This is a genomic window from Candidatus Avelusimicrobium fimicolum, from assembly GCF_021632165.1.
GTDB classification, from domain to species: Bacteria; Elusimicrobiota; Elusimicrobia; order Elusimicrobiales; family Elusimicrobiaceae; genus Avelusimicrobium; species Avelusimicrobium fimicola.
In genome coordinates this window covers 26,577-44,751 of the sequence record NZ_JAJWTS010000012.1, presented here as the reverse complement: position 1 = coordinate 44,751, position 18,175 = coordinate 26,577, and the positions used below count along the sequence as shown (strand labels likewise).

The window sequence follows — 18,175 nt, the reverse complement described above, 5'->3', positions numbered from 1 at the left end:
GTACAGAAACACTACGGGGTGCCGCCTAGCGGTATGGGCGGCAATTCAGGATGACCCTAATTTTTATAACGGCCTTTGTTTTATTTATGGGTGTTGTTTCGTAGGTTGCGGCATTGCCAAAACAGTGTTGCCCAATAAATCAAAAGGACGCGGACAATCTGCCGCCTGCAAGGCGCGGCGCGTAGTGTTTTTTAAAGGGTTGTTTTATTTTTTTTTTTTGTTAAAATTTTGAAAATTAAGGCCGGATATACCCGGATGTATCCGGTATATAAAAACACATATAAAAGGCCGTTTTGCCCAAATAAAAAGGCCTTAAAAGGAGAAAAAAATGAAGAAACTATTAATAGGGTTGTGCTTCTTATGTGCTTCCACACCCTCTATGGCGGCGGGTGCCAATAAAATGACAATGGTAACGTATTTCCCGGTGAAATATGTGGCATATAGCCAGGTGGATGTAATGAAACAAATGGACGTCGGCTTAACCTCTGCCTGCCAAATGAACTTGGGTTGTTCAGCAGACGAGGGATTTAATACGGGGAAATCGTTGCGCGTAAATAACTTATTAAAGATTGCAGGGGGAAAACTGGAACTAAATGATGCGCCTGCAATAGAGGGTAGTACCGCGCACATTGGTAGCGGGAACGGAACGGCGGACTTTGATTTTGAAACCAGTTTGCGCGTAGGCAACTATAAGCAAGGCTACACGATGCAGACGGATAATATGTATTTGAGCGAACTAAACTTGTTCGGCTATAAATTTCCGGCGTGTAGTGGGGAAACAATGAGTTGGCAGAAATTAAAACTCAAAAACAAGGAAGAGGTTTACTTGGTCTGCGGCGAGGCGGAACAAGGCACTTGCGAGCCCCCGGCGAACGAACTGACAGAAAAGCCCTGTGATTACGGAACAGGCACTCAGACAAGAACTTGGAACTACAACACGTGCCAATGGAACGATTGGAATAAATTGAATTGCAAACTCACGCCGACAGAAGACACCTATGTGTGGACTTTGACAGATTCCGGGTATGGGTGGCTTCCGCAAGGCATCAAATGCGGGGTCACTTGTATGGTAAACGCAACCACAGGAACTCTATCTGGTCATCCTTTCTTATCGTCGGACGGGTCGTTAGTTACAACAACGACTGCAATTATACCGAAATGCACAAGTTCTAATGTTGGGAAAACGTGTAAAATAGGGAACATTAAAGCCAAGACCCTTGAGGAGTCTGACAGATATTACTATTGTCCAACATACACTTGTACTAAAAAATAGTTTTAACAAAATACCGGGGGTTTTTACTTCTTCCGGTATTTTTTTGCCCTTTTATGAAATAAGACTTTTGCCTTTTTGCTGTCATCCCGTAAGGTTTTTATATGGGATCTGCTCTTGCCGTTAGGCGTCTTCCCCGAAGATTTTTCGGCGCGCCGGGTTCGGGGAACTGTTGTTGTCGTTGCCTGGTTTCATAAAAACAGATTTCCGAACTATCCGCACCAACTGCACGCGGGAATAACGACTATATTTCCTTTTTGTACAAAGAAAACCCCTGCGGGACTAGTAACCGCAGGGGTATGTTCGGAGTTTGTTATTCCGTTTGGATAACTATTTCGCCTCTTGGGCCGTTTCAGCGGCGGCCGGAGTTTCGGCAGCAGCGTTGGCGGTCACCACTTTTTTAACTTCCTGCAAGCGGGCGGCTTTACCAGAGAGTTTGGTAAGGTAGTTGAGTTTGGCTCTTCTTACCTTGCCCACTTTGAGGACTTCAATGCTGTCCACGCGGGGGGAGTGCACCGGGAAAATGCGTTCTACACCGACGCCAAAAGAGATTTTGCGTACGGTGAACGTTTCGCTGATGCCGCTTCCTCTGCGGGCAATAACCACGCCGTCAAAGGCTTGGAGTCTTTCGTTGTCGCCTTCAACAACTTTTACCTTTACTCTGACGGTGTCTCCGGCTTTGAAAACCGGAACATTGGTTTTGAGATTGTGTTTAATTTCGTTGATATTCATAAAACTTACTTCCTCCGAATCGTTTTTTTCTTTTGGACCTTTTTTGACTTTTGAGAGGCGGTTTCAAGCAAATCGGGTCTTAACTGTTTTGTAATCTGTAATGCTTGTTCGTGTTTCCACGCTTCAATTTCTTTATGGTTGCCGTTTAACAGCACTGCCGGTACTTTCCGCCCGCGCCAAACCTCCGGGCGCGTGTATTGCGGGGCTTCCAACAAATGCCCTTCAAACGACTCCAAAGACGTTACGTCCTCTTTTTTAAAAGTGCCCCGTTGCAATCGGGTAATGGCATCTATCATCACACAAGCGGCCAATTCTCCGCCCGTTAAAATATAGTCGCCAAGCGACACTTCTAAATCCACCTCGGGATATATTCTTGCGTCAATCCCTTCGTAATGTCCGCACACAACAATCAGGTGGCGTTTTTTGGCAAGTTTTTTAGCCAATTCCTGGTTAAAAACTTGACCGCGCGGACTGGTTAAAATGACGTACGAGGTCTTTTTGCGCAGTTTGGAAATAGCCTGATAGAGCGGTTCCGCTTTCATCAGCATTCCCGGGCCGCCGCCGTAGGGCCTGTCGTCTATGGTTTTATGCTTATCCTCGGCAAATTGCCGGGGGGAAAGCGTACCCAATTTTATTATCCCCGCCTTGCGCGCCCGCCCCACAATGCTGTGGGAGAGCGTTTGGTCTATCATTTCTTCAAAAGCGGTGATAACGTCTATTTTCATTAATCTTCCAACTTTAAGGTAACTTTTTTGTTCTGTTTGGCGGCCGCGGCATTTAAAACGGTTCTTACCGCTTTGATAATGCAGCCGTCTTTCCCAATTACTTTACCTTTGTCGGCGGCGTCCACCTTGGTGGACAGATAAACTTTGTTCTGCTCAATCTTTTCTTCCACTACCACATTGTCCGGCGTAGAGGAAAGAGATTTTAAAAGCAGCGTGGCCAATTCTTTCATAATGCCTCGCTGGAATTATTTGGCGCTGGCTTTTTTAATCAAGTTCGCGACGGTTTCAGAGGGTTTAGCACCCACTTTCATCCAATATTCCACTCTGGGCATATTCAGTTTGACTTGTTCGGCCACGTTCGGGTTGCAGGGGTGATACTGGCCCAACACTTCTTTGGCTTCTTTGCCCACAGCGGAAGATTTTTCAATCGCTACTACTCTGTACTGGGCTTGGGCTTTTTTGCCGACTCTCTGTAATCTGATAACTACTGCCATTATGACTCTCCTTGTATGCTTTTACACGAGGTAAAAGACTGTAATTAAATGTCCGGGGCCGCCTGTCTGATTTGGTTGAGGGCCAATACAGGGTCCGCGGCTTTAAAAATTGCACTGCCGGCAACAAGCGCATCCGCTCCGGCCTGTATGGCGCGGGGGGCCGTTTGCGCGTTAATGCCGCCATCTACTTCCAGCCAAATTGCTTTGCCGGAATCAGTGATAATTTGGCGCACCCGTTTAATTTGGTCTTCACTGCCGGGCAAAAAGGCCTGGCCGCCAAAACCGGGGTACACCGTCATTACTAATACTAAATCTAATAAATCCGTAAGCGGAGCAATAAGTTCCGGGTCGGTGTCCGGCTTGATGGATAATCCTGTTTTAACGCCAAAACTTTTAATAAGTTTAAGCGCATCTACAATTTCGTCCTTTGCTTCAATATGAACGGTAAGCAAATCCGCACCCGCTTTGGCAAAGGGTTCAATAAACAGCATTGGATTTTCCACCATTAAATGTACGTCTAACGGTAAATCTGTTTTTCCTTTCAAAGAACTTACGACGGACGGTCCAAAACTTAAATTGGGTACAAAGTGCCCGTCCATAATATCCACGTGCAACCAATCTGCCCCGGCCTTTTGCACGGCAAGGACATCTCTGCCCAACTGCCACAAATCGGCCGACAGGATAGAGGGCGCAACAGATATTTTACCATTTGCGGAGGGCATTTTGGAAATTTTTATCATTGTAATTCTCTTTCGCGCACCAAAATACCGTCCACAAACACCCGCAAGGTGGCTCTGTCTGCAAACGGAACTTCCAGGTCAATTTTAGAGCCTGGTTGGCGCGTTTCGTTCAAAATTTCGTTTTCTGTATCGCCTTGTTCCAACACTACACGCACGCGGCTGGCGTTTTTGCCTTGCGGCATTTCGTAGTGCAGATGGTACGATTTTTCATCCTCGCCCGCTTGGCGGCGGCTGACCGTAACTTCCAGGTTAGCACCGGGGGCAATTTGGCTGTCTTCCGCCGGATTTTGCGCGGCAACCGTACCGCTCGGAAAGACTGATTTTGCATCTTCTTTAATGATTAAATTGATATTTTGCGCGCTGGCCCACAGGGTGGCTTCGGAAAGTTTTTTACTCTTAAAATTGGGCACTAAAATTACGCTTGCCGGCGGCGCCCCGTTGGAAAGTACAAGGGATACCTTATCGCCTTTTTGTACCATACTGTCCGCCTTGGGAGTTTGGGCGACAATAAGCCCTTTTTCATAAGTCAGCGAATAGGCGTTATCCACTTTATCTACCAAAAGCCCCGCCTGGCGTACGGCCAGTTGGGCGCTTCTTAAATCGGTGCCGACGGTGTTGGGCACAAAAACCATTTCGTCCCCTTGGCTAATCCACACGCGGACAACGCGTCCCTCGCGCACGGTAGAGCCTGCCGAGGGCAACTGGCGCAAGACGGAACCCGGAGCCACCTCTTTGGCAAATTCCACTCCCGCTTGTTTTAAAGCCAAATTGTTGGAAGCGAGCAAACCGAGGGCTTGCGTAACAGATTTTTTGGTTAAATCGGGTACGGTAACTTCTTTGCGGGTGTGCACCAGCGCACCCAATACCCAATCGGCTGATATAAAAATCAGCGCGATAAAAAATAGAACAATAAGCCCCGCCACAATCCATTTCGTGCGGCGGTTTTTATTTGTTTTCTTTAAAAAATCGTCAAAATTCTGTTCGTTACTCACGTTATTCTCTAAATACCCCGTCGTGCGCTTTTAATCCGCGCCCGTTGGCAAAGGCTGTTGCCGGCATAGGTTTTTTGCCTGCGGGGTGTACTTCGTTTAACCAAATACTTCCTTCTTTACATTTTACTAAAATTCCTCTGTTTCTTTCAATTAATAACACGGTTCCGGCCGGTTCGTTTGAGTTCTGGTCTCCCGGTTCGGCACGCATTATTTGTAGCCACTCTGTTTTGTTGTTGTGTGTAAAAGGAACCTTGGGCTTGGGGCCGCACGCCAAACCGCGTGCGCGGTTGTTCAGTTCGGCGGCGGTTAAAAGTTCCGGGCGCAGGAGCGCGTCTTCTTTTGCCAGCATAGGGGCCAAAGTTGGCTCGCCAACCTGTGGGGTTTGGACGATATTGCCTTTTTCAATTTGCTCCAAGCAGTCCTTTAAGCCGTCCAAACCGAGGGGAATTAATTTTTCAAACAAGGTTTGCGCGTTGTCTTGCGGTAAAATATCGGTTTCCTTTTGCAAAAACAGCGGACCGTCATCCATACCCGGGCGAATCCAAAAGACGGAAATACCCGTGTGCGTGTAGCCTTGGATAAGGGCTTGCTGGACGGGCGCCGCGCCGCGCAATTTGGGCAGGAGCGAAAAGTGTACATTTAAAATACCCAGTTTGGGCAAGGCTAAAAAATCGGGACGGAAGATTTTGCCGTATGCCACCGCTACGCCCAAATCAAAGGGCACGGCGGCGATTTTGTCAAAATCGTCCTTTAATTTTTCAGGAGATAAAACAGGTAAATTTAGTTCCAGCGCGCGCTGCTTGACCGGGCAGGGGGTAATTACCATACCGCGCCCGCGGGGTTTGTCGGCCTGGGTAACGACGAGTTGTACGTCGGTTAATTGGTGAAGTAACTCTAAATACGGCACGGACAAATCGGGCGTGCCAAAGAAAATTGTTTTTAATTTAGCCATATATATAATAATATCAAATATGGAAAGGAGGTAACAGCTGAATTGGCAGCGTTTGGTTATCGGGGCGGCGACTTTTGTATTAATTGGTGTATTTCATCCGCAGGGGAAATTCTTTCTCCCTTGTTAAGCATAGCGGGTTTTTGCGCGCAGTGGAGTATAAAGGAACTTTTTGAGCAGGAAAAACGTGTGCAAAAGGATTGGTTTGCCAAAAATCCAAATCGCAAATAATCTGGCCCTAATTGGCGGGAAATAGGCAAAAGCGGTATAATAATAAAAAGCGGCTTTATGCTTAATCACTTTTATAAGGAAACTGTCTATGAAACAAGTAATTTTAACCGGAGACCGCCCGACAGGCCGTTTACACGTTGGGCATTATGTCGGCTCTTTAAAAAGACGCGTGCAACTGCAAAACAGCGGCAAATTTGACCAAATTTTTATTATGATTGCGGATGCCCAGGCACTAACGGATAATGCCCACCAGCCCCAAAAGGTGCGCGAAAACATTATCCAAGTAGCGCTGGATTATTTATCTTGCGGCTTAGACCCCGAAAAATCCACTATTTTTATCCAGTCTATGATTCCCGAACTTACGGAACTGACGTTTTATTATATGAATTTAGTAACCGTCGCGCGCGTGGGCAGAAATCCTACCGTAAAATCGGAAATTAAAATGCGCGACTTTAAGACCAGTATTCCCTTGGGTTTTTTTGCCTATCCGGTCAGCCAGGCTGCTGATATTACGGCGTTCCGCGCTACCGCGGTGCCGGTGGGCGAGGACCAAATGCCGATGTTGGAACAATGCCGCGAAATTGTGCACAGTTTTAATTCTATTTATGGTGAAACCTTGGTGGAACCGCAGATTATCCTGCCTGATAACAAGGCTTGTCTGCGTTTGCCCGGTACGGACGGAAAGGCTAAAATGAGTAAATCGTTGGGCAACTGCATTTATTTGTCCGACGATGAAGAAACCGTACGCAAAAAAGTAATGTCTATGTTTACGGACCCGAACCACGTCCGCGTGGAGGACCCGGGCCGTGTGGAAGGCAACCCCGTGTTTGTGTATTTGGATGCGTTCAGCCGCCCGGACCATTTTGAGCGGTTTTGGCCCGAATACAAAAATTTGGACGAACTCAAAGCGCATTACCAGCGCGGTGGTTTGGGCGATGTAAAGATTAAAAAGTTTTTAAACCAGGTGTTACAGGACGAACTGGCCCCGATCCGCGAGCGCCGTAAACAATGGGAAGCGCACTTGCCCGAGGTGTACGAAATTTTGAAGAAGGGTACCGAAAAGGCCCGTACGGTGGCCGCACAAACAATGCACGATGTGCGCGCCGCAATGAAAATCAATTATTTTGAATAGCAAGAGTTGATTTTTTGATACCGCACCCCCGCTCAATCCGCGAGGGTGTTTTAATTTTATCCGCTGGTGTTATTTGAAAGGGAAAATAATGCTCTACAAAACTATTTATCATTCGCCTATTGGGGCTTTGACCTTGGGTGCGGACGAAACTCATTTGGTCGGTCTGTGGCTAGCGGGGCAAAAGTATTTTGGAGCCGGTTATCAGGAACCATTTGACGAGCGGGCGGACCACCCGGTTTTGCAAAAGGCCGTCCAATGGTTACAATCGTATTTTGCCGGGGAACGTCCGCTCCTTTCTGCCTTGCCTTTAAACCCGCAGGGAAGCCCCTTTCGTAAGCGTGTGTGGCAGATTTTGCGCGAAATTCCTTATGGACAAGTGATTACCTATGGCGATATTGCCCGCCGTTTAGCCCAAGAACAAGGGCAAAAAAGTATGTCTGCCCAGGCTGTTGGCAGTGCGGTGGGGCATAACCCCATTTCCATTATTATCCCGTGCCATCGCGTGGTGGGGGCGAACGGGAGTTTGAAGGGCTATGCCGGTGGATTAGTAGCCAAGCGTTGGCTTTTAAGGCACGAAAAGATATAAGGTTTTCTATGGATTTGACACCCTTATCCGGACAGGGAAACCACCTGCCCAAACCGCAACTACCGCGCCTTTCGTAATATCGTTTTTACGACGATAGAATGATAAAAAAATCACTTTTTAGACGTAAAAAAGCCCTCCGACGGAGGGCATAAAAAAGAGCCAAGACGGGGTCTATGCTATCCGTCTATACTCTGACAAAAAGTCTGTCATTATTTTATGGGTTTATCTGTTTGGCGGGGGGAATTGGAGGCAGGTTTACTACCGCGGTTTGCAGGTCCGCCGGGGCAAGATGTGCATAAATTTCGGTCATTTTAATGGAACTATGCCCCAGTAATTTGCTTACGCGGTACAGGTCAACGCCTGCTTGTACCAAATGGCTGGCAAAGGTGTGCCGCAATTTATGTAAGAAACAGCGAAAGGGTAATTTTTCGGTATGCTTTTTATAAGCGGCTGTGATAAAGTAGTTGGAGTTACGGGCAGACTCTTCCCCTACATGTACGACAAAATCGTCCATTGCCGTGTTTTTGGCGGTTTCTAGGGCTAATCGTAAGTCTTTCGCTAGCGGAACAAAGCGGTGCTTATCTGTTTTGTTGGGGGCAACATAGATTTGGTTATTGGCAAAATCTATGTCTTGCCAACGCAGTTGTGCCATTTCGCCACGGCGCAACCCTGCACGGCAACCAAGCAAGATAACTAATTTCCAGTTGGGCGTCATCCTATCTAGCAAGATTGCTATTTCCTCGGGAGAGTGAAACTCCACGCGGCCTTTTGGTTCGCGCAATTTATGAACATTGGACCATCTCTGTTCCCCAATTAAATTCCACGCTTCCGCCTGGCGCATCAAGGTTCGGATTGCCCGTACATTGCGGTTGATTCCAGCAGCCTTTCCGCTGGTAGAAATACTTTTTAAGAAAATTTGAAATTTTTGCAAAAAATCGGGGGTTACCTCGTTTATCGTTTTAGGTAGGCCAAATTGTTCCAAGCGATGATAGGCGGACATAAAGCGTCCCAAAGTTCCAGGCTTACGCAAGGATAGCACTTCGCGTTTGTAGCGTTCCACTAAGTCTATGAAGGGGCAGTTAGGGTAGTCCCCTTTTCCTACTGGGTTTTGTGCCAGCATACCGGCTTTAAGGATTGCAATGCTCTTTTGCTTCGTTTTTAAAGAACGACGCACTCGTTTGCCGCCCTCTGTATAATCGGCATAGTAAGTACCAAGTTTATCTTTGTAAATGTTCATAGATTGGTGAAATTAACAATAGGTGGTATGCGCACGAAAATAAAACACATTGACCTAATGCACTTTTTTACTTATACTATTAGTGCAGGTGGTTCGCTTCCCAATGCTGGGTTGACCGACACTTGCTTTTTTATGCCCGTATGATATCTTTTAAAAATATCCGTTTACTTGTCCACCCCCAACAATTCCATAACGGGGACATGTGATTTAAGTCCAAAATGCGCAGATTCATTAAGAATACCGGCAAGTTGTGGGTGCGGTTATTGTCCGCAATAATGCGTTTTTTGAACGCTTCGCGGCGTTTGGGATTTTTCGCTAATATTTTGGCGTAAGAGGTAGCAAAGCCTCTTTTTCCAGTTCAAAATCTTTATTTATCATAAGCCCGCATAAGAGGTGGCGGCATTATGTGCGTGGCGGGAAGTTTTTTCCGTTGCCATTTCAAAACTGATACGCACCCCGAACACTCCCAGAAGGCGCGAAAGAGTATCCAAGGACGGGTTGGTATTTGTACCGTCCAATGTATCATAAATACACACACGGCTTAAACCTGTTTTGCGGGCAACCTTTGAAACTCCTATCCACTTTACTGCCTGCAAAATACTGCGGAAAAATAATTCCCGATTTCCGTCTTTTTTAAAGTCCTTTACCGCCAGTCTGACAAATTCCCGTGCATCCTCGGCGGTGTATTTTATTAGTTCGTCTGCCTGGTCTTCCGTTAAGTAGCCCACTTTAATATCAGTAGTTTTCATAAATCTCCCTCCATACGGTTAAATAACTGCGCGCTTTTTCTATATCTTTCTTTTGCGTGCTTTTATCCCCGGCGTGAAGCAAAATAATTAACTGGTCTCCCTCATACGCAAAGTAAATACGGTACCCGGAAGATATATGCAAGCGGAGTTCCCACAAGCCGCCTTTTAAATTTTTTGCTTTTCCCGTGTTCCCTGCGGCTAAACGATATAAAGCGTTTTTGACAATAGCACGTTCCGTGCTTCCCAGTTTAGCCTGCCACTCAACTACGGGGGCCTTATTTTGTAGGGTAAAGTAACGTATTTCTTTCATAATCATATTGTAAGTTATAATTTACAATTTTGCAAGTACAAAAAGGGCCTATTTTTTAATCTAGGCCTGTTTTGATAGGTTTCAACACATTGCGGATAGAACTCTTCAGCATATCCACATAAAACTGACAACTAGGCATAAATTTTTGCTTTAGAAACAAAGTTAACTCTCTATCCTCAAATGTTTGACTGCCTAAATTAGCCACTTCTTCTTCAATGATGTTTTCCCAGTTTTTATCTACCGTTCCAGTTTTAACCAGACATAAACGAGGTGGAATTTTCTCCAATAAAATTTGTAAGATTTTCCCCTCATAATGGCGATCTTTGTAGTTAGAATATGGAAGAAATTTCAATACATCCACAGCCAAATCTCTTTTAAAATCATCACTTAAAGAAGAAAGCGCGGGACTTGATTCCATAGAAATAACCAAATTTTGAATAAAGTATTCATTATACTGTTCCGCAGAAAAGAATTCACTCCTCCATGCAAGGTGTGATACTATCCTTTTAGCCGCACCTAAAAGCCAATCCGTTTGTTTGGGTAACGTTTCCCGTAAATCTTCAGAACACCGAATATGCTTTTTCATAACACTGTTTAAAGCATTTTTTATTATACTACCGACATATTCTCCAGAAGCAGAGAGTATTTGTTGAGCCTGCTCTGGAGTTATAGAAAGAGAGGCATCTAATAGAATTTCTGAATGTTCCTTTATTTGATAGCAATATATCTTATGAACTTGCGGCCCGTTATATGATGCATTCAATAAAACAAAAAAAGAAAATGCATTGTATATAGAAATAATGGCATATAATTGTTGGGAAGCAGGATTTCCTTCCAACAGGACTATATGAGACGTACCTACCCCAGGAACAGGGGCTAAAGCGAACCAATTAACAATTTGCCCTACGTCTTTCCGTTCTCGTAATACTTGAACCGCCCTTTCAATAAAAGATCTATCTAATTTCCAATGACAATACATTCCTAATGCTATTTTTAGGATTGCTAATAAAAGATTTTCCCCAAAAGAACATGGATTTGCGGAATGAATTAGGGGGCTTTCTATACGTTCTGCTTTAGAACAAAAACGATCCCATATTGCTTGAAAATGTTCCAATTTTTTTTGCTCTGGTAAATCTTTTCCTGTCCCCTGCTTTTCTAACCACGCGAATAAATGTTCTTTATTTTTTGCTTCACCAATACCAGAAGTATGAAACATAGCGATACGCGCGGTTTTTTTTGATTTATCAAAAGAAACAACTTTAAAACCATGCATATCTTTGAAACCCGGCTCAATAGATATCCTCACTCCTTCAACTTCACCAGCGGCCTGCGCGACCCTCCCGTTATCCCGAGCAGGATTTTCTAAAACGTTAACCAAACGGAACTCATCAAAAGCCTTATCTATTGAGGATAATTGCTGGTTACAAGTACCACATAAAATTGTCTTATCTTTTAGTTTTCCCCCGATGCAATTAGGAATAATATGTTCTGGCTTTTTAGGAGTAAAAGATTTACCACAATAAAAACATTTGCACATAATTATTACCTCCATACAAAAATGCCACGCGGTAAAAGCGTGGCTAAAATAAAGAAACTACTTTTTCATTACATCACTAGGCAAAAACTCTTCTATCCTACGCCCTGTGTTTACAAGATACATTCCATTCTCAGTTTGCCCCGCAAAGATGCCATCTTCCCATTCATTAGTTATGCAATTTTTAAACAGAACGGTTTCTCCATCCTGAAATTCCGCGTCAGTCATACATCCCCCTTTATTTCGTCAGATTTTCAATAATGCAGGCGTAGACTTCTTTGTTGTCCACTTCCGTTTTTTGACCCACGGTCGTGCCGGAATTGTTGTTGGCGGCATTCGCGCGGCGTTTGGCGGCGGAACGGCATTTTTTGGCAACGGTAGCGACGTAGTCTTTGGCGAGTTCTTGGCCGATGTCTTTATTTTCTAAATCTACAAAAGTGCTTTCTTCGCTCCATTGGGCCAACCCGAACACATTTTTATTTTTTACCCCCAACAATTACATAACAGTTACATAAACTCTTTTTTAGGTTTGTATAGGGAAATTAAGATTAATTATGCGAAATAAAACCCTTTTAATTACATAACGGTTACATAAGATTTAAGCCCAAATTGGTCAATTTTCAGACTCTTCCAATTCTGCTAATTTATCAACAACGCATTTGTATAGTTTTTTATAATTCGGGCGGGATTGTGCTTTTGCAGATTGGACATTGCATTCCGCCGCCAGACGCGCCAATTCTGCTTTTGCAGGAGAACACACCACTTTTTCACGTTGCGCTAGGTCGGCATCCGTAATTTCACGGAAGGTCGGCTCTTTACTCCAAATAGAACCAAACCCGTCTGTATAATTTTTTGTTTCTACCAAATAAGTTTTTCCGTTAATGGTTGCAATATTATGGTTAATACTTACCCCACAACCGTATAGTGAGATTGCAAGAACGAAAAATAAAAGTTTTTTCATTTTAATGCTCCTCCGGGGTATTCCAGTTTTCTTTATCGTCGCGGCGCCAATGACCAATGATTAGGCCTACAATGGCCAACTCTTGCGGAATAAAGGGCCTATACTTGGGGTTGGTGGAACGAAGTTCAATAGTACCGTCTTTTAGTTTATTGATTACCTTCATGCAAATTCCGTTTTCGGTCTTTACCACCATAGCCCGTCCGTGCAACGGTTCTTCCGTCTTTCGTATCACGCAATAGTCGCCCAAATGCAACTTGGGCTCTAAACTGTCCCCGTTGCACTTTACCACAAAATCTGCGCCCGGAAACACCCAGCGGGGGATGTCCCAGAAGGTTTCTACGTCGGCTTCCGAAAAGTCCGGCAGGCCCGCCGGTACGTCAGCCAAAATGGGTAATGAAATGGTGTTCTTGTCCGTCAGCGGAATGGCGCGCATAGAACGGGAAAATTCTTTATCCTCAATGGAAAAGGCGTTTTTAACATCCCTTTCCGATACCCCACAAACCTTTGCGATTTTTTTAACATTTTCCTCGCTTGGTTTTAATTGTCCAGAAATCCAACGTGAAACAGACACGTGGGAAATATCCAAAAGGTTTGCTAATTTTGTAGCTGCGCCACGTACAATTCCGTTATTTATTTTTTTTAACAAGTCTTCTTTTGTCATATATTCCTCGTCGTGAAATAGGGTGCAATAAAACACCCCTTGACATTGTACGTAAATGTACGTACAATATATTTAGCAAGGCGCAAGCCTGATACAAAATGCGGCGGGTGCGTGAACACCTGAACGCATAAAGAAAAAAATCCTGTTGGCAACAGGTGCTATCCGCAAACAGAAAAATTTTGCAAAAGGGGGCAATATCCCCTTTTGTGGATAGCATAAACCGAGTATCTAACAGCATTGGGCGAGCCTGCCACGCAGGAAAGCCAACAACTCCGGCCAAGAGTATGTTTTTGTTAGACCTCGGTTTTATTTTAGCAATTTTCCGCGTGTTTTAGTATGTAACGCGCAAAGAGGATTAACCCAATGAAAGATAGATTTTTAACCGTAGAGGAAACTGCCCGCATTTTTCGGCTCAGTCCGCGCCGCGTGCAGGAACTTGCCCAAGCGGGGGTATTGCGTTCCTGTAAGCCTTTTGGACGAGTGCTGATTGAACGGGAAGCCGTTGCCGCCAAGTTGGGGGTGCGGGTGGAGGATTTATGAACTTTTTTAGAACCTTTTACCAGACCTTAACCACGCCGGAAGAGTGGAGCCTGGTTTCCATTTTGCTGGTGGGCGAAGCGGCGGCGTTTTTGATAGCGGTACTGGCCGTAAATGCGTTTGATGCGCAGTTTTAGGTTGTATTGATTAGGCCGCGCGAAAGGCCGGGATAAATTGCCCCGGCGCGTACAACCCGGGTGCGCCCGTTACAGCGCACCTTTTGGAGAAGATATGGCAAGCAAAAGAACCGTAGTAATTAAGAAACTTTCCGACTTGCAAAAGCGGTTAGAGGAGCAAATGAACTTTGACCGTTACGAGTTTATGGAGCGGCCGGAAATAGCCCCCGTAGCCAAGGGGCGTGCGACAGCCTTCCAGGCGGCGGCCTTACTGGTGCAGTTGTGCCGCCAAGAAATAGAGGCCCACTGGCCCGAAAAGGCCAAATAGATTTGAACGAGCGCAACTCGTAAAAATTAGCCCGAGTCCGGCGGTTATCCAGGAAGCCCAACGCGACGGCAAAATATCGCGGTTGTTCTTTACGGACTTGTACGGCTTAACCCTTGACGGAGTGGACACACTGGCACACCCGGCAGAGTGAGGGGGCGGCCCGCCCCCAAGGTGCTACCCGCAGTATGGCGAGTGGCACTTTTGGGGCTGAAAGTCGGCCCGGCGGCTATGAGGGGAAACAGTCAGAGTCCGGGACGTTTTGAGCATTACCAAGGAGAAAATAATATGGGAGAACAAAACAATCAACAAATGCAGGAAATGGTGGCCCAGGCGCTTAAACAAGCAATGAGCCAAGTAAACGGCCTTATGGCACAACCCAATGCGCCCGCCGCAATGCCTGCCGCACCTATGGCGCAACCCGTATCGCCGGCTAACTTTACGCCCGCACAGCCGGCCCCGATGATGGGCGGTATGCCTAATTTAACGGGGTGGAGCGTGCCAGTGGAGTGGGACTTAAACGGTATGGTGGTTACGCTGTACCTGAATTTTCCGGCAAATACCTTCTCGCAGGCGCAACAAATTATTATGACGCTTGTGAACAGCGGTATGCAGGTGCGCGCTTTCCAAAAGAGCGGTGGCTCCGGCTTTGGCGGCAATAACAACGGCGGGTGGTATAACCGCGGAGGCGGCTATGGCGGAGGATATCGCCGCGGATGGGGAGGACGCTAATATGTGCAAGCAAGACAATAACCCTATCCAAGAATTTTTGGTTGCCAACAACGGCTTGAAGCATTTTTGCTTTGACATTGAAACCGGCAACGCCACTACCGAGGACATTGCCGAGAAAGCCACAGAAAGCAAAATTCCGGCCAAGGCCAAGACGGAGGACGACATCCAAAAGGCCAAAATAGAAAACTACCAGAAAGCGGTGGATAAGGCCGCACTACTAGACAAAGCGCCCATTATGGTATTGGCGGCTGCAACGGATGCAGGCAATGTGGTGTGGAACTGCATCCCCGATCCGTGCCCGGTAAAAACAATGCCGGGGCTTAATGGGGAAATTCGCAATTTTAAGACGGAAAAAGAAATGCTCTTGGACCTGCGCGACTGGCTGACCGAACGCACCGGGCCGAATACGGAAATTGTGGGCTTTAATAGCCGCGGGTTTGACTTGCCGAAACTGCGTAACGCATACATTCGCCACAAACTCCAACTGCCAGCTATTTTTATTCCGGGCACCAATCCGCATTATGATGTGATGCGCGAGTACCTGCGCAACTACACCACCGAATTTAACGGCCAGTTGTTTGTAAAACTCAAAACGGTACAAAGCCGTTTGGGCTTGCCGCAATACAAAGAAGTTATCAGCGGGGCCGAAGCGCCGCGCTTGGCGGAGGAAGGTAAAAGCAAGTTGGTGATCCCCTATTGCTATATGGACACGATGACCACTTACCTGGCCTACAAACTGATGACGGGCCAAATTGATGACATACAAGGAGAATAGACCTATGCCGAGAAGAAAAAAAGACGAGCAGGATGTTCAACCGCAGGACGATATTAAAACGGACTTAACCAAGCGCCGCTTGTTCCACGAGTTCACGGAGGATGACATCCACATCCTCAACGAAAAAATCGCGGAACTGACGGAAAAGAAGGAAAAATTTTCCGAAGAGGCCAAAACCGTGCAAGCCATTGTAAAGGGTACGGACGGGGAAATCAAAAAAGCCTTGGCCGCTAAAAACGAGGGGGGAGAGGAACGCGAAATGGAGTGCCCCGTAATCATTAACTATACGCAAGGCACCTATACGGTAAAACACCCTGAAACGGGCATTGTGATTGAATCCCGCCCGCTGAAAGATGAGGAACGTCAGCCGGACCTTTTCCCGGCAGAACAGCCCGAAAATGACTCTGCGCAAGCAGAGGAAATGCAGGACGGTGCGGAAGCCCTGTTAGATGAGGCCCACGCAGACGAACTGGACGAATCCGGCGAAGAATATGAGCCGGAAGAAGAATGAGGTTGTATATTAATGTGCCCGCGCGGCCGGAGCCACAAGCCCGGCCCCGGGCCAATTTTAAAAAGGGGACGATGTACTCAGCACACCCGGATTTTTACTACGCCGTATTTAATGCGGCTTGGCAAAAGCGCCCGGTAACCCCTTTTCAAAATGCGGTGCGCCTGTGTGTGCGCTTTACCTACAAACGCCCCGCTACGCGCCATTTTGAGGTATATAAAACGTCCCGCGCGGACCTGGATAACTTGGAAAAAGCCGTTATGGACGCTTTAACACAGGCCAAGTGGTGGGTAGATGATGCCTTGGTGGTGGATAAACGCACCGTGAAGGTGTGGGGCGAGCAAAACGGGTGCGAGATTTTGGCTGAGGGGCTGAAAAACGTTATCGGCTTTGGGGAAGACTGGAAATGAAAATGCAAAAAACAGGATACATTAAACTGCACCGACGATTTTTAACGAGCCAAGTGCGCAAACTCAATAGCGCTACCGTGTGTCTGTTTGTGGATTTGCTCCTTTTAGCGGACCAAAACGGGCAAATTATAACCTCTTTAACAGAGTTACAAAAGGTACTGGGGATAGGGTCTAAACATACTATTTTAGATGCGTTAAAACAGTTGGAAAAAGTTAGTACTGTAAGTGTTGTTAGGAAACCATTTTTGCAAATTACAGTACCAAATTTTAGCGTTTATCAGGCCCGTTCTTGCGGTGCAAAAAATGCACCGAACGGTGCAGAAAATGCACCAGAGGCGGTGCAAAAAATGCACCGAAGCGGTGCAGAAAATGCACCGCTACAAATACATAAGGTACAGGTACCTTACTTAGATTTTAAGAATAATAAGAATATTTTTATATCAAAAAATTTAAAACTAAATTTTCAAAACCCCACAACAGACTTGGAGCGTTTGGCCCTGTTTTATTTGCAGGGAACGGACCACCCGGGGTTAAAGAAAGTAAACAATAACGAAATTTTAAACGCAGCAGTACGGATGGATATTGCGCACTTTGAAACGATTTTGGCAAACTGCCGGGATTTGAAACAGGCGGAGGCTTGTGTGGCCCGGTATGTGCGCCAAGCGCGGGGAACGTATTCGCTGTATTACTTGGCGTGCCAAATAAACAGCATTCGCCAAGAGGTGGAGAGCGAGGAGTTGAAAAATGGCTAATTTTAACGGGCCGTCAAGCGAAATGCGTGCGGCCTTTAAGACAAGAAATAATATGCTGTGCAACTTGTGCGGCGATTACGGGCGGTGCTCCTTTCCTGTGTTTGTGCACGGAGTGCGGGAAACGTGGCAAGTTTGCCGGGCGGAGATTTGCCTGACTTGCAAAGAAAACGGCAAACGTGGGCGGCTTATTGCCCTGTTTACGGGGACGTCGGATCGGCCGGATTTTTTGTGCCGTGGGGCAAAAGTGCCACCCGGGTATACGCTAGACGATATCCAGCGGGCTTTGCAAGCCAACCCTACCCGGCGGTGGTTTAATCTGGGAGAACTGGAACCGTACCGCTTAAAAGCAACGCCGTTTTTTGGGAGAAGATATGCTTAAAATCAACATAAAAAACATCAGCAAACACCAAACGGTGTATCTTTCCGGCCCGATGACGGGTCTGCCCGATTGCAACCGGGCGGCGTTTAACTCGCGGGCGGAGGCCTTTCGGGCCGCGGGGTACGAGGTACAAAACCCGGCGGACATTAGCGTAACTTTTGGCACGCATAAGTCCTACGAGTTTTATTTTAAGCGGGCCTTGCGCCTGATGCTAACGTGCGATGTGGTGTATGTGTTTGGCGATTACACCCGTTCCCGTGGGGTGAATATGGAACTGCAAGTGGCTCAAATGGCCGGAATGCTCATAGTACGGGAGAACGAATGAGAACGGCGGGACC

At 46.4% G+C, this 18,175-nt stretch carries 28 protein-coding genes and 1 pseudogene; 14 read left to right on the top strand and 15 right to left on the bottom strand.

The window, feature by feature from the left end; all coding sequences use genetic code 11:
• Positions 1-328: 328 nt before the first annotated feature.
• Positions 329-1,273 carry a hypothetical protein gene (locus ACQY2K_RS05730; RefSeq protein WP_428041074.1) on the top strand — a complete coding sequence of 315 codons (945 nt, stop codon included), beginning with the start codon at positions 329-331 and terminating at the stop codon, positions 1,271-1,273.
• A gap of 393 nt (positions 1,274-1,666) precedes the next feature.
• On the opposite strand, the pseudogene rplS reads toward ACQY2K_RS05730, so the two are convergent.
• The 7 genes and pseudogenes from rplS to fmt all read right to left on the bottom strand — a co-directional run.
• A pseudogene (gene rplS / locus ACQY2K_RS05725) lies at positions 1,667-2,002 on the bottom strand (50S ribosomal protein L19); the annotation flags it as partial.
• Positions 2,003-2,007: 5 nt separating this feature from the next.
• Positions 2,008-2,727 (bottom strand): tRNA (guanosine(37)-N1)-methyltransferase TrmD, encoded by a 720-nt coding sequence (trmD, locus tag ACQY2K_RS05720; protein ID WP_177745985.1) that lies wholly within the window; start codon positions 2,725-2,727, stop codon positions 2,008-2,010.
• A complete protein-coding gene (locus ACQY2K_RS05715; protein WP_177745987.1) occupies positions 2,727-2,957 on the bottom strand; it encodes a KH domain-containing protein in 231 nt (76 codons plus the stop codon). The genes trmD and ACQY2K_RS05715 overlap by 1 nt, the downstream gene beginning before the upstream one ends.
• Positions 2,958-2,972: 15 nt before the next feature.
• Positions 2,973-3,221, bottom strand: coding sequence for a 30S ribosomal protein S16 (rpsP, locus tag ACQY2K_RS05710; RefSeq protein WP_177745989.1), 249 nt, complete (start codon positions 3,219-3,221; stop codon positions 2,973-2,975).
• A gap of 44 nt (positions 3,222-3,265) precedes the next feature.
• Positions 3,266-3,961 (bottom strand): ribulose-phosphate 3-epimerase, encoded by a 696-nt coding sequence (gene rpe / locus ACQY2K_RS05705; RefSeq protein ID WP_428038204.1) that lies wholly within the window; start codon positions 3,959-3,961, stop codon positions 3,266-3,268.
• Positions 3,958-4,953: a PASTA domain-containing protein gene (locus tag ACQY2K_RS05700; RefSeq protein WP_428041073.1), complete on the bottom strand. Its 996-nt coding sequence runs from the start codon at positions 4,951-4,953 to the stop codon at positions 3,958-3,960. Before ACQY2K_RS05700 ends, rpe begins: the two co-directional genes overlap by 4 nt.
• A gap of 1 nt (position 4,954) precedes the next feature.
• A complete protein-coding gene (gene fmt, locus ACQY2K_RS05695; protein ID WP_428041072.1) occupies positions 4,955-5,905 on the bottom strand; it encodes a methionyl-tRNA formyltransferase in 951 nt (316 codons plus the stop codon).
• Positions 5,906-5,947: 42 nt separating this feature from the next.
• On the opposite strand from fmt, the gene ACQY2K_RS05690 reads away from it, so the two are divergent.
• From ACQY2K_RS05690 to ACQY2K_RS05680, 3 genes are all read left to right on the top strand, one after another.
• Positions 5,948-6,133, top strand: coding sequence for a DUF4491 family protein (locus ACQY2K_RS05690; protein WP_428041071.1), 186 nt, complete (start codon positions 5,948-5,950; stop codon positions 6,131-6,133).
• 88 nt (positions 6,134-6,221) lie between these two features.
• Positions 6,222-7,265: a tryptophan--tRNA ligase gene (gene trpS / locus ACQY2K_RS05685; protein ID WP_177745995.1), complete on the top strand. Its 1,044-nt coding sequence runs from the start codon at positions 6,222-6,224 to the stop codon at positions 7,263-7,265.
• 88 nt (positions 7,266-7,353) lie between these two features.
• Positions 7,354-7,851 (top strand): methylated-DNA--[protein]-cysteine S-methyltransferase, encoded by a 498-nt coding sequence (locus tag ACQY2K_RS05680; RefSeq protein ID WP_428041070.1) that lies wholly within the window; start codon positions 7,354-7,356, stop codon positions 7,849-7,851.
• 214 nt (positions 7,852-8,065) lie between these two features.
• On the opposite strand, the gene ACQY2K_RS05675 is transcribed toward ACQY2K_RS05680, so the two are convergent.
• From ACQY2K_RS05675 to ACQY2K_RS05640, 8 genes are all read right to left on the bottom strand, one after another.
• Positions 8,066-9,088 carry a tyrosine-type recombinase/integrase gene (locus ACQY2K_RS05675; RefSeq protein ID WP_428041069.1) on the bottom strand — a complete coding sequence of 341 codons (1,023 nt, stop codon included), beginning with the start codon at positions 9,086-9,088 and terminating at the stop codon, positions 8,066-8,068.
• A 374-nt stretch (positions 9,089-9,462) separates the two neighbouring features.
• A complete protein-coding gene (locus tag ACQY2K_RS05670; protein WP_428041068.1) occupies positions 9,463-9,837 on the bottom strand; it encodes a DNA-binding protein in 375 nt (124 codons plus the stop codon).
• Positions 9,824-10,147 carry a type II toxin-antitoxin system RelE/ParE family toxin gene (locus tag ACQY2K_RS05665; RefSeq protein ID WP_428041067.1) on the bottom strand — a complete coding sequence of 108 codons (324 nt, stop codon included), beginning with the start codon at positions 10,145-10,147 and terminating at the stop codon, positions 9,824-9,826. The genes ACQY2K_RS05670 and ACQY2K_RS05665 overlap by 14 nt, the downstream gene beginning before the upstream one ends.
• 55 nt (positions 10,148-10,202) lie before the next feature.
• Positions 10,203-11,684, bottom strand: coding sequence for an HNH endonuclease (locus ACQY2K_RS05660; protein ID WP_428041066.1), 1,482 nt, complete (start codon positions 11,682-11,684; stop codon positions 10,203-10,205).
• 57 nt (positions 11,685-11,741) lie between these two features.
• Entirely contained in the window at positions 11,742-11,909 is a 168-nt protein-coding gene (locus tag ACQY2K_RS05655; RefSeq protein ID WP_428041065.1) for a hypothetical protein, read from the bottom strand.
• A gap of 10 nt (positions 11,910-11,919) precedes the next feature.
• Entirely contained in the window at positions 11,920-12,153 is a 234-nt protein-coding gene (locus ACQY2K_RS05650; RefSeq protein ID WP_428041064.1) for a hypothetical protein, read from the bottom strand.
• A gap of 141 nt (positions 12,154-12,294) precedes the next feature.
• Positions 12,295-12,642, bottom strand: coding sequence for a hypothetical protein (locus ACQY2K_RS05645; protein WP_428041063.1), 348 nt, complete (start codon positions 12,640-12,642; stop codon positions 12,295-12,297).
• Position 12,643: 1 nt separating this feature from the next.
• On the bottom strand, positions 12,644-13,303 hold the full coding sequence (locus ACQY2K_RS05640) for a LexA family protein (protein WP_428041062.1): 660 nt from the start codon (positions 13,301-13,303) through the stop codon (positions 12,644-12,646).
• Positions 13,304-13,666: 363 nt separating this feature from the next.
• Between ACQY2K_RS05640 and ACQY2K_RS05635 the strand changes: the two genes are divergently transcribed.
• The 10 genes from ACQY2K_RS05635 (at position 13,667) to ACQY2K_RS05590 (ending at position 18,162) form a co-directional block, all read left to right on the top strand.
• Positions 13,667-13,843, top strand: coding sequence for a helix-turn-helix domain-containing protein (locus tag ACQY2K_RS05635; protein WP_428041061.1), 177 nt, complete (start codon positions 13,667-13,669; stop codon positions 13,841-13,843).
• Positions 13,840-13,977, top strand: a complete 138-nt coding sequence (locus tag ACQY2K_RS05630) for a hypothetical protein (protein ID WP_428041060.1) — start codon at positions 13,840-13,842, stop codon at positions 13,975-13,977. Before ACQY2K_RS05635 ends, ACQY2K_RS05630 begins: the two co-directional genes overlap by 4 nt.
• Before the next feature lie 94 nt (positions 13,978-14,071).
• Positions 14,072-14,284, top strand: a complete 213-nt coding sequence (locus ACQY2K_RS05625) for a hypothetical protein (protein WP_428041059.1) — start codon at positions 14,072-14,074, stop codon at positions 14,282-14,284.
• Between the two features lie 285 nt (positions 14,285-14,569).
• A complete protein-coding gene (locus ACQY2K_RS05620; RefSeq protein ID WP_428041058.1) occupies positions 14,570-15,013 on the top strand; it encodes a hypothetical protein in 444 nt (147 codons plus the stop codon).
• On the top strand, positions 14,976-15,788 hold the full coding sequence (locus ACQY2K_RS05615; protein ID WP_428041057.1) for a ribonuclease H-like domain-containing protein: 813 nt from the start codon (positions 14,976-14,978) through the stop codon (positions 15,786-15,788). The genes ACQY2K_RS05620 and ACQY2K_RS05615 overlap by 38 nt, the downstream gene beginning before the upstream one ends.
• A gap of 4 nt (positions 15,789-15,792) precedes the next feature.
• Positions 15,793-16,299, top strand: a complete 507-nt coding sequence (locus tag ACQY2K_RS05610; RefSeq protein ID WP_428041056.1) for a hypothetical protein — start codon at positions 15,793-15,795, stop codon at positions 16,297-16,299.
• The gene (locus ACQY2K_RS05605) at positions 16,296-16,706 is read left to right on the top strand and encodes a RusA family crossover junction endodeoxyribonuclease (protein ID WP_428041055.1); all 411 of its coding nucleotides are present in this window, start codon (positions 16,296-16,298) and stop codon (positions 16,704-16,706) included. The genes ACQY2K_RS05610 and ACQY2K_RS05605 overlap by 4 nt, the downstream gene beginning before the upstream one ends.
• On the top strand, positions 16,703-17,458 hold the full coding sequence (locus tag ACQY2K_RS05600) for a hypothetical protein (protein WP_428041054.1): 756 nt from the start codon (positions 16,703-16,705) through the stop codon (positions 17,456-17,458). The genes ACQY2K_RS05605 and ACQY2K_RS05600 overlap by 4 nt, the downstream gene beginning before the upstream one ends.
• Positions 17,451-17,837: a hypothetical protein gene (locus ACQY2K_RS05595; RefSeq protein WP_428041053.1), complete on the top strand. Its 387-nt coding sequence runs from the start codon at positions 17,451-17,453 to the stop codon at positions 17,835-17,837. The genes ACQY2K_RS05600 and ACQY2K_RS05595 overlap by 8 nt, the downstream gene beginning before the upstream one ends.
• A complete protein-coding gene (locus ACQY2K_RS05590) occupies positions 17,830-18,162 on the top strand; it encodes a DUF4406 domain-containing protein (protein ID WP_428041052.1) in 333 nt (110 codons plus the stop codon). The genes ACQY2K_RS05595 and ACQY2K_RS05590 overlap by 8 nt, the downstream gene beginning before the upstream one ends.
• Positions 18,163-18,175 lie beyond the last annotated feature (13 nt).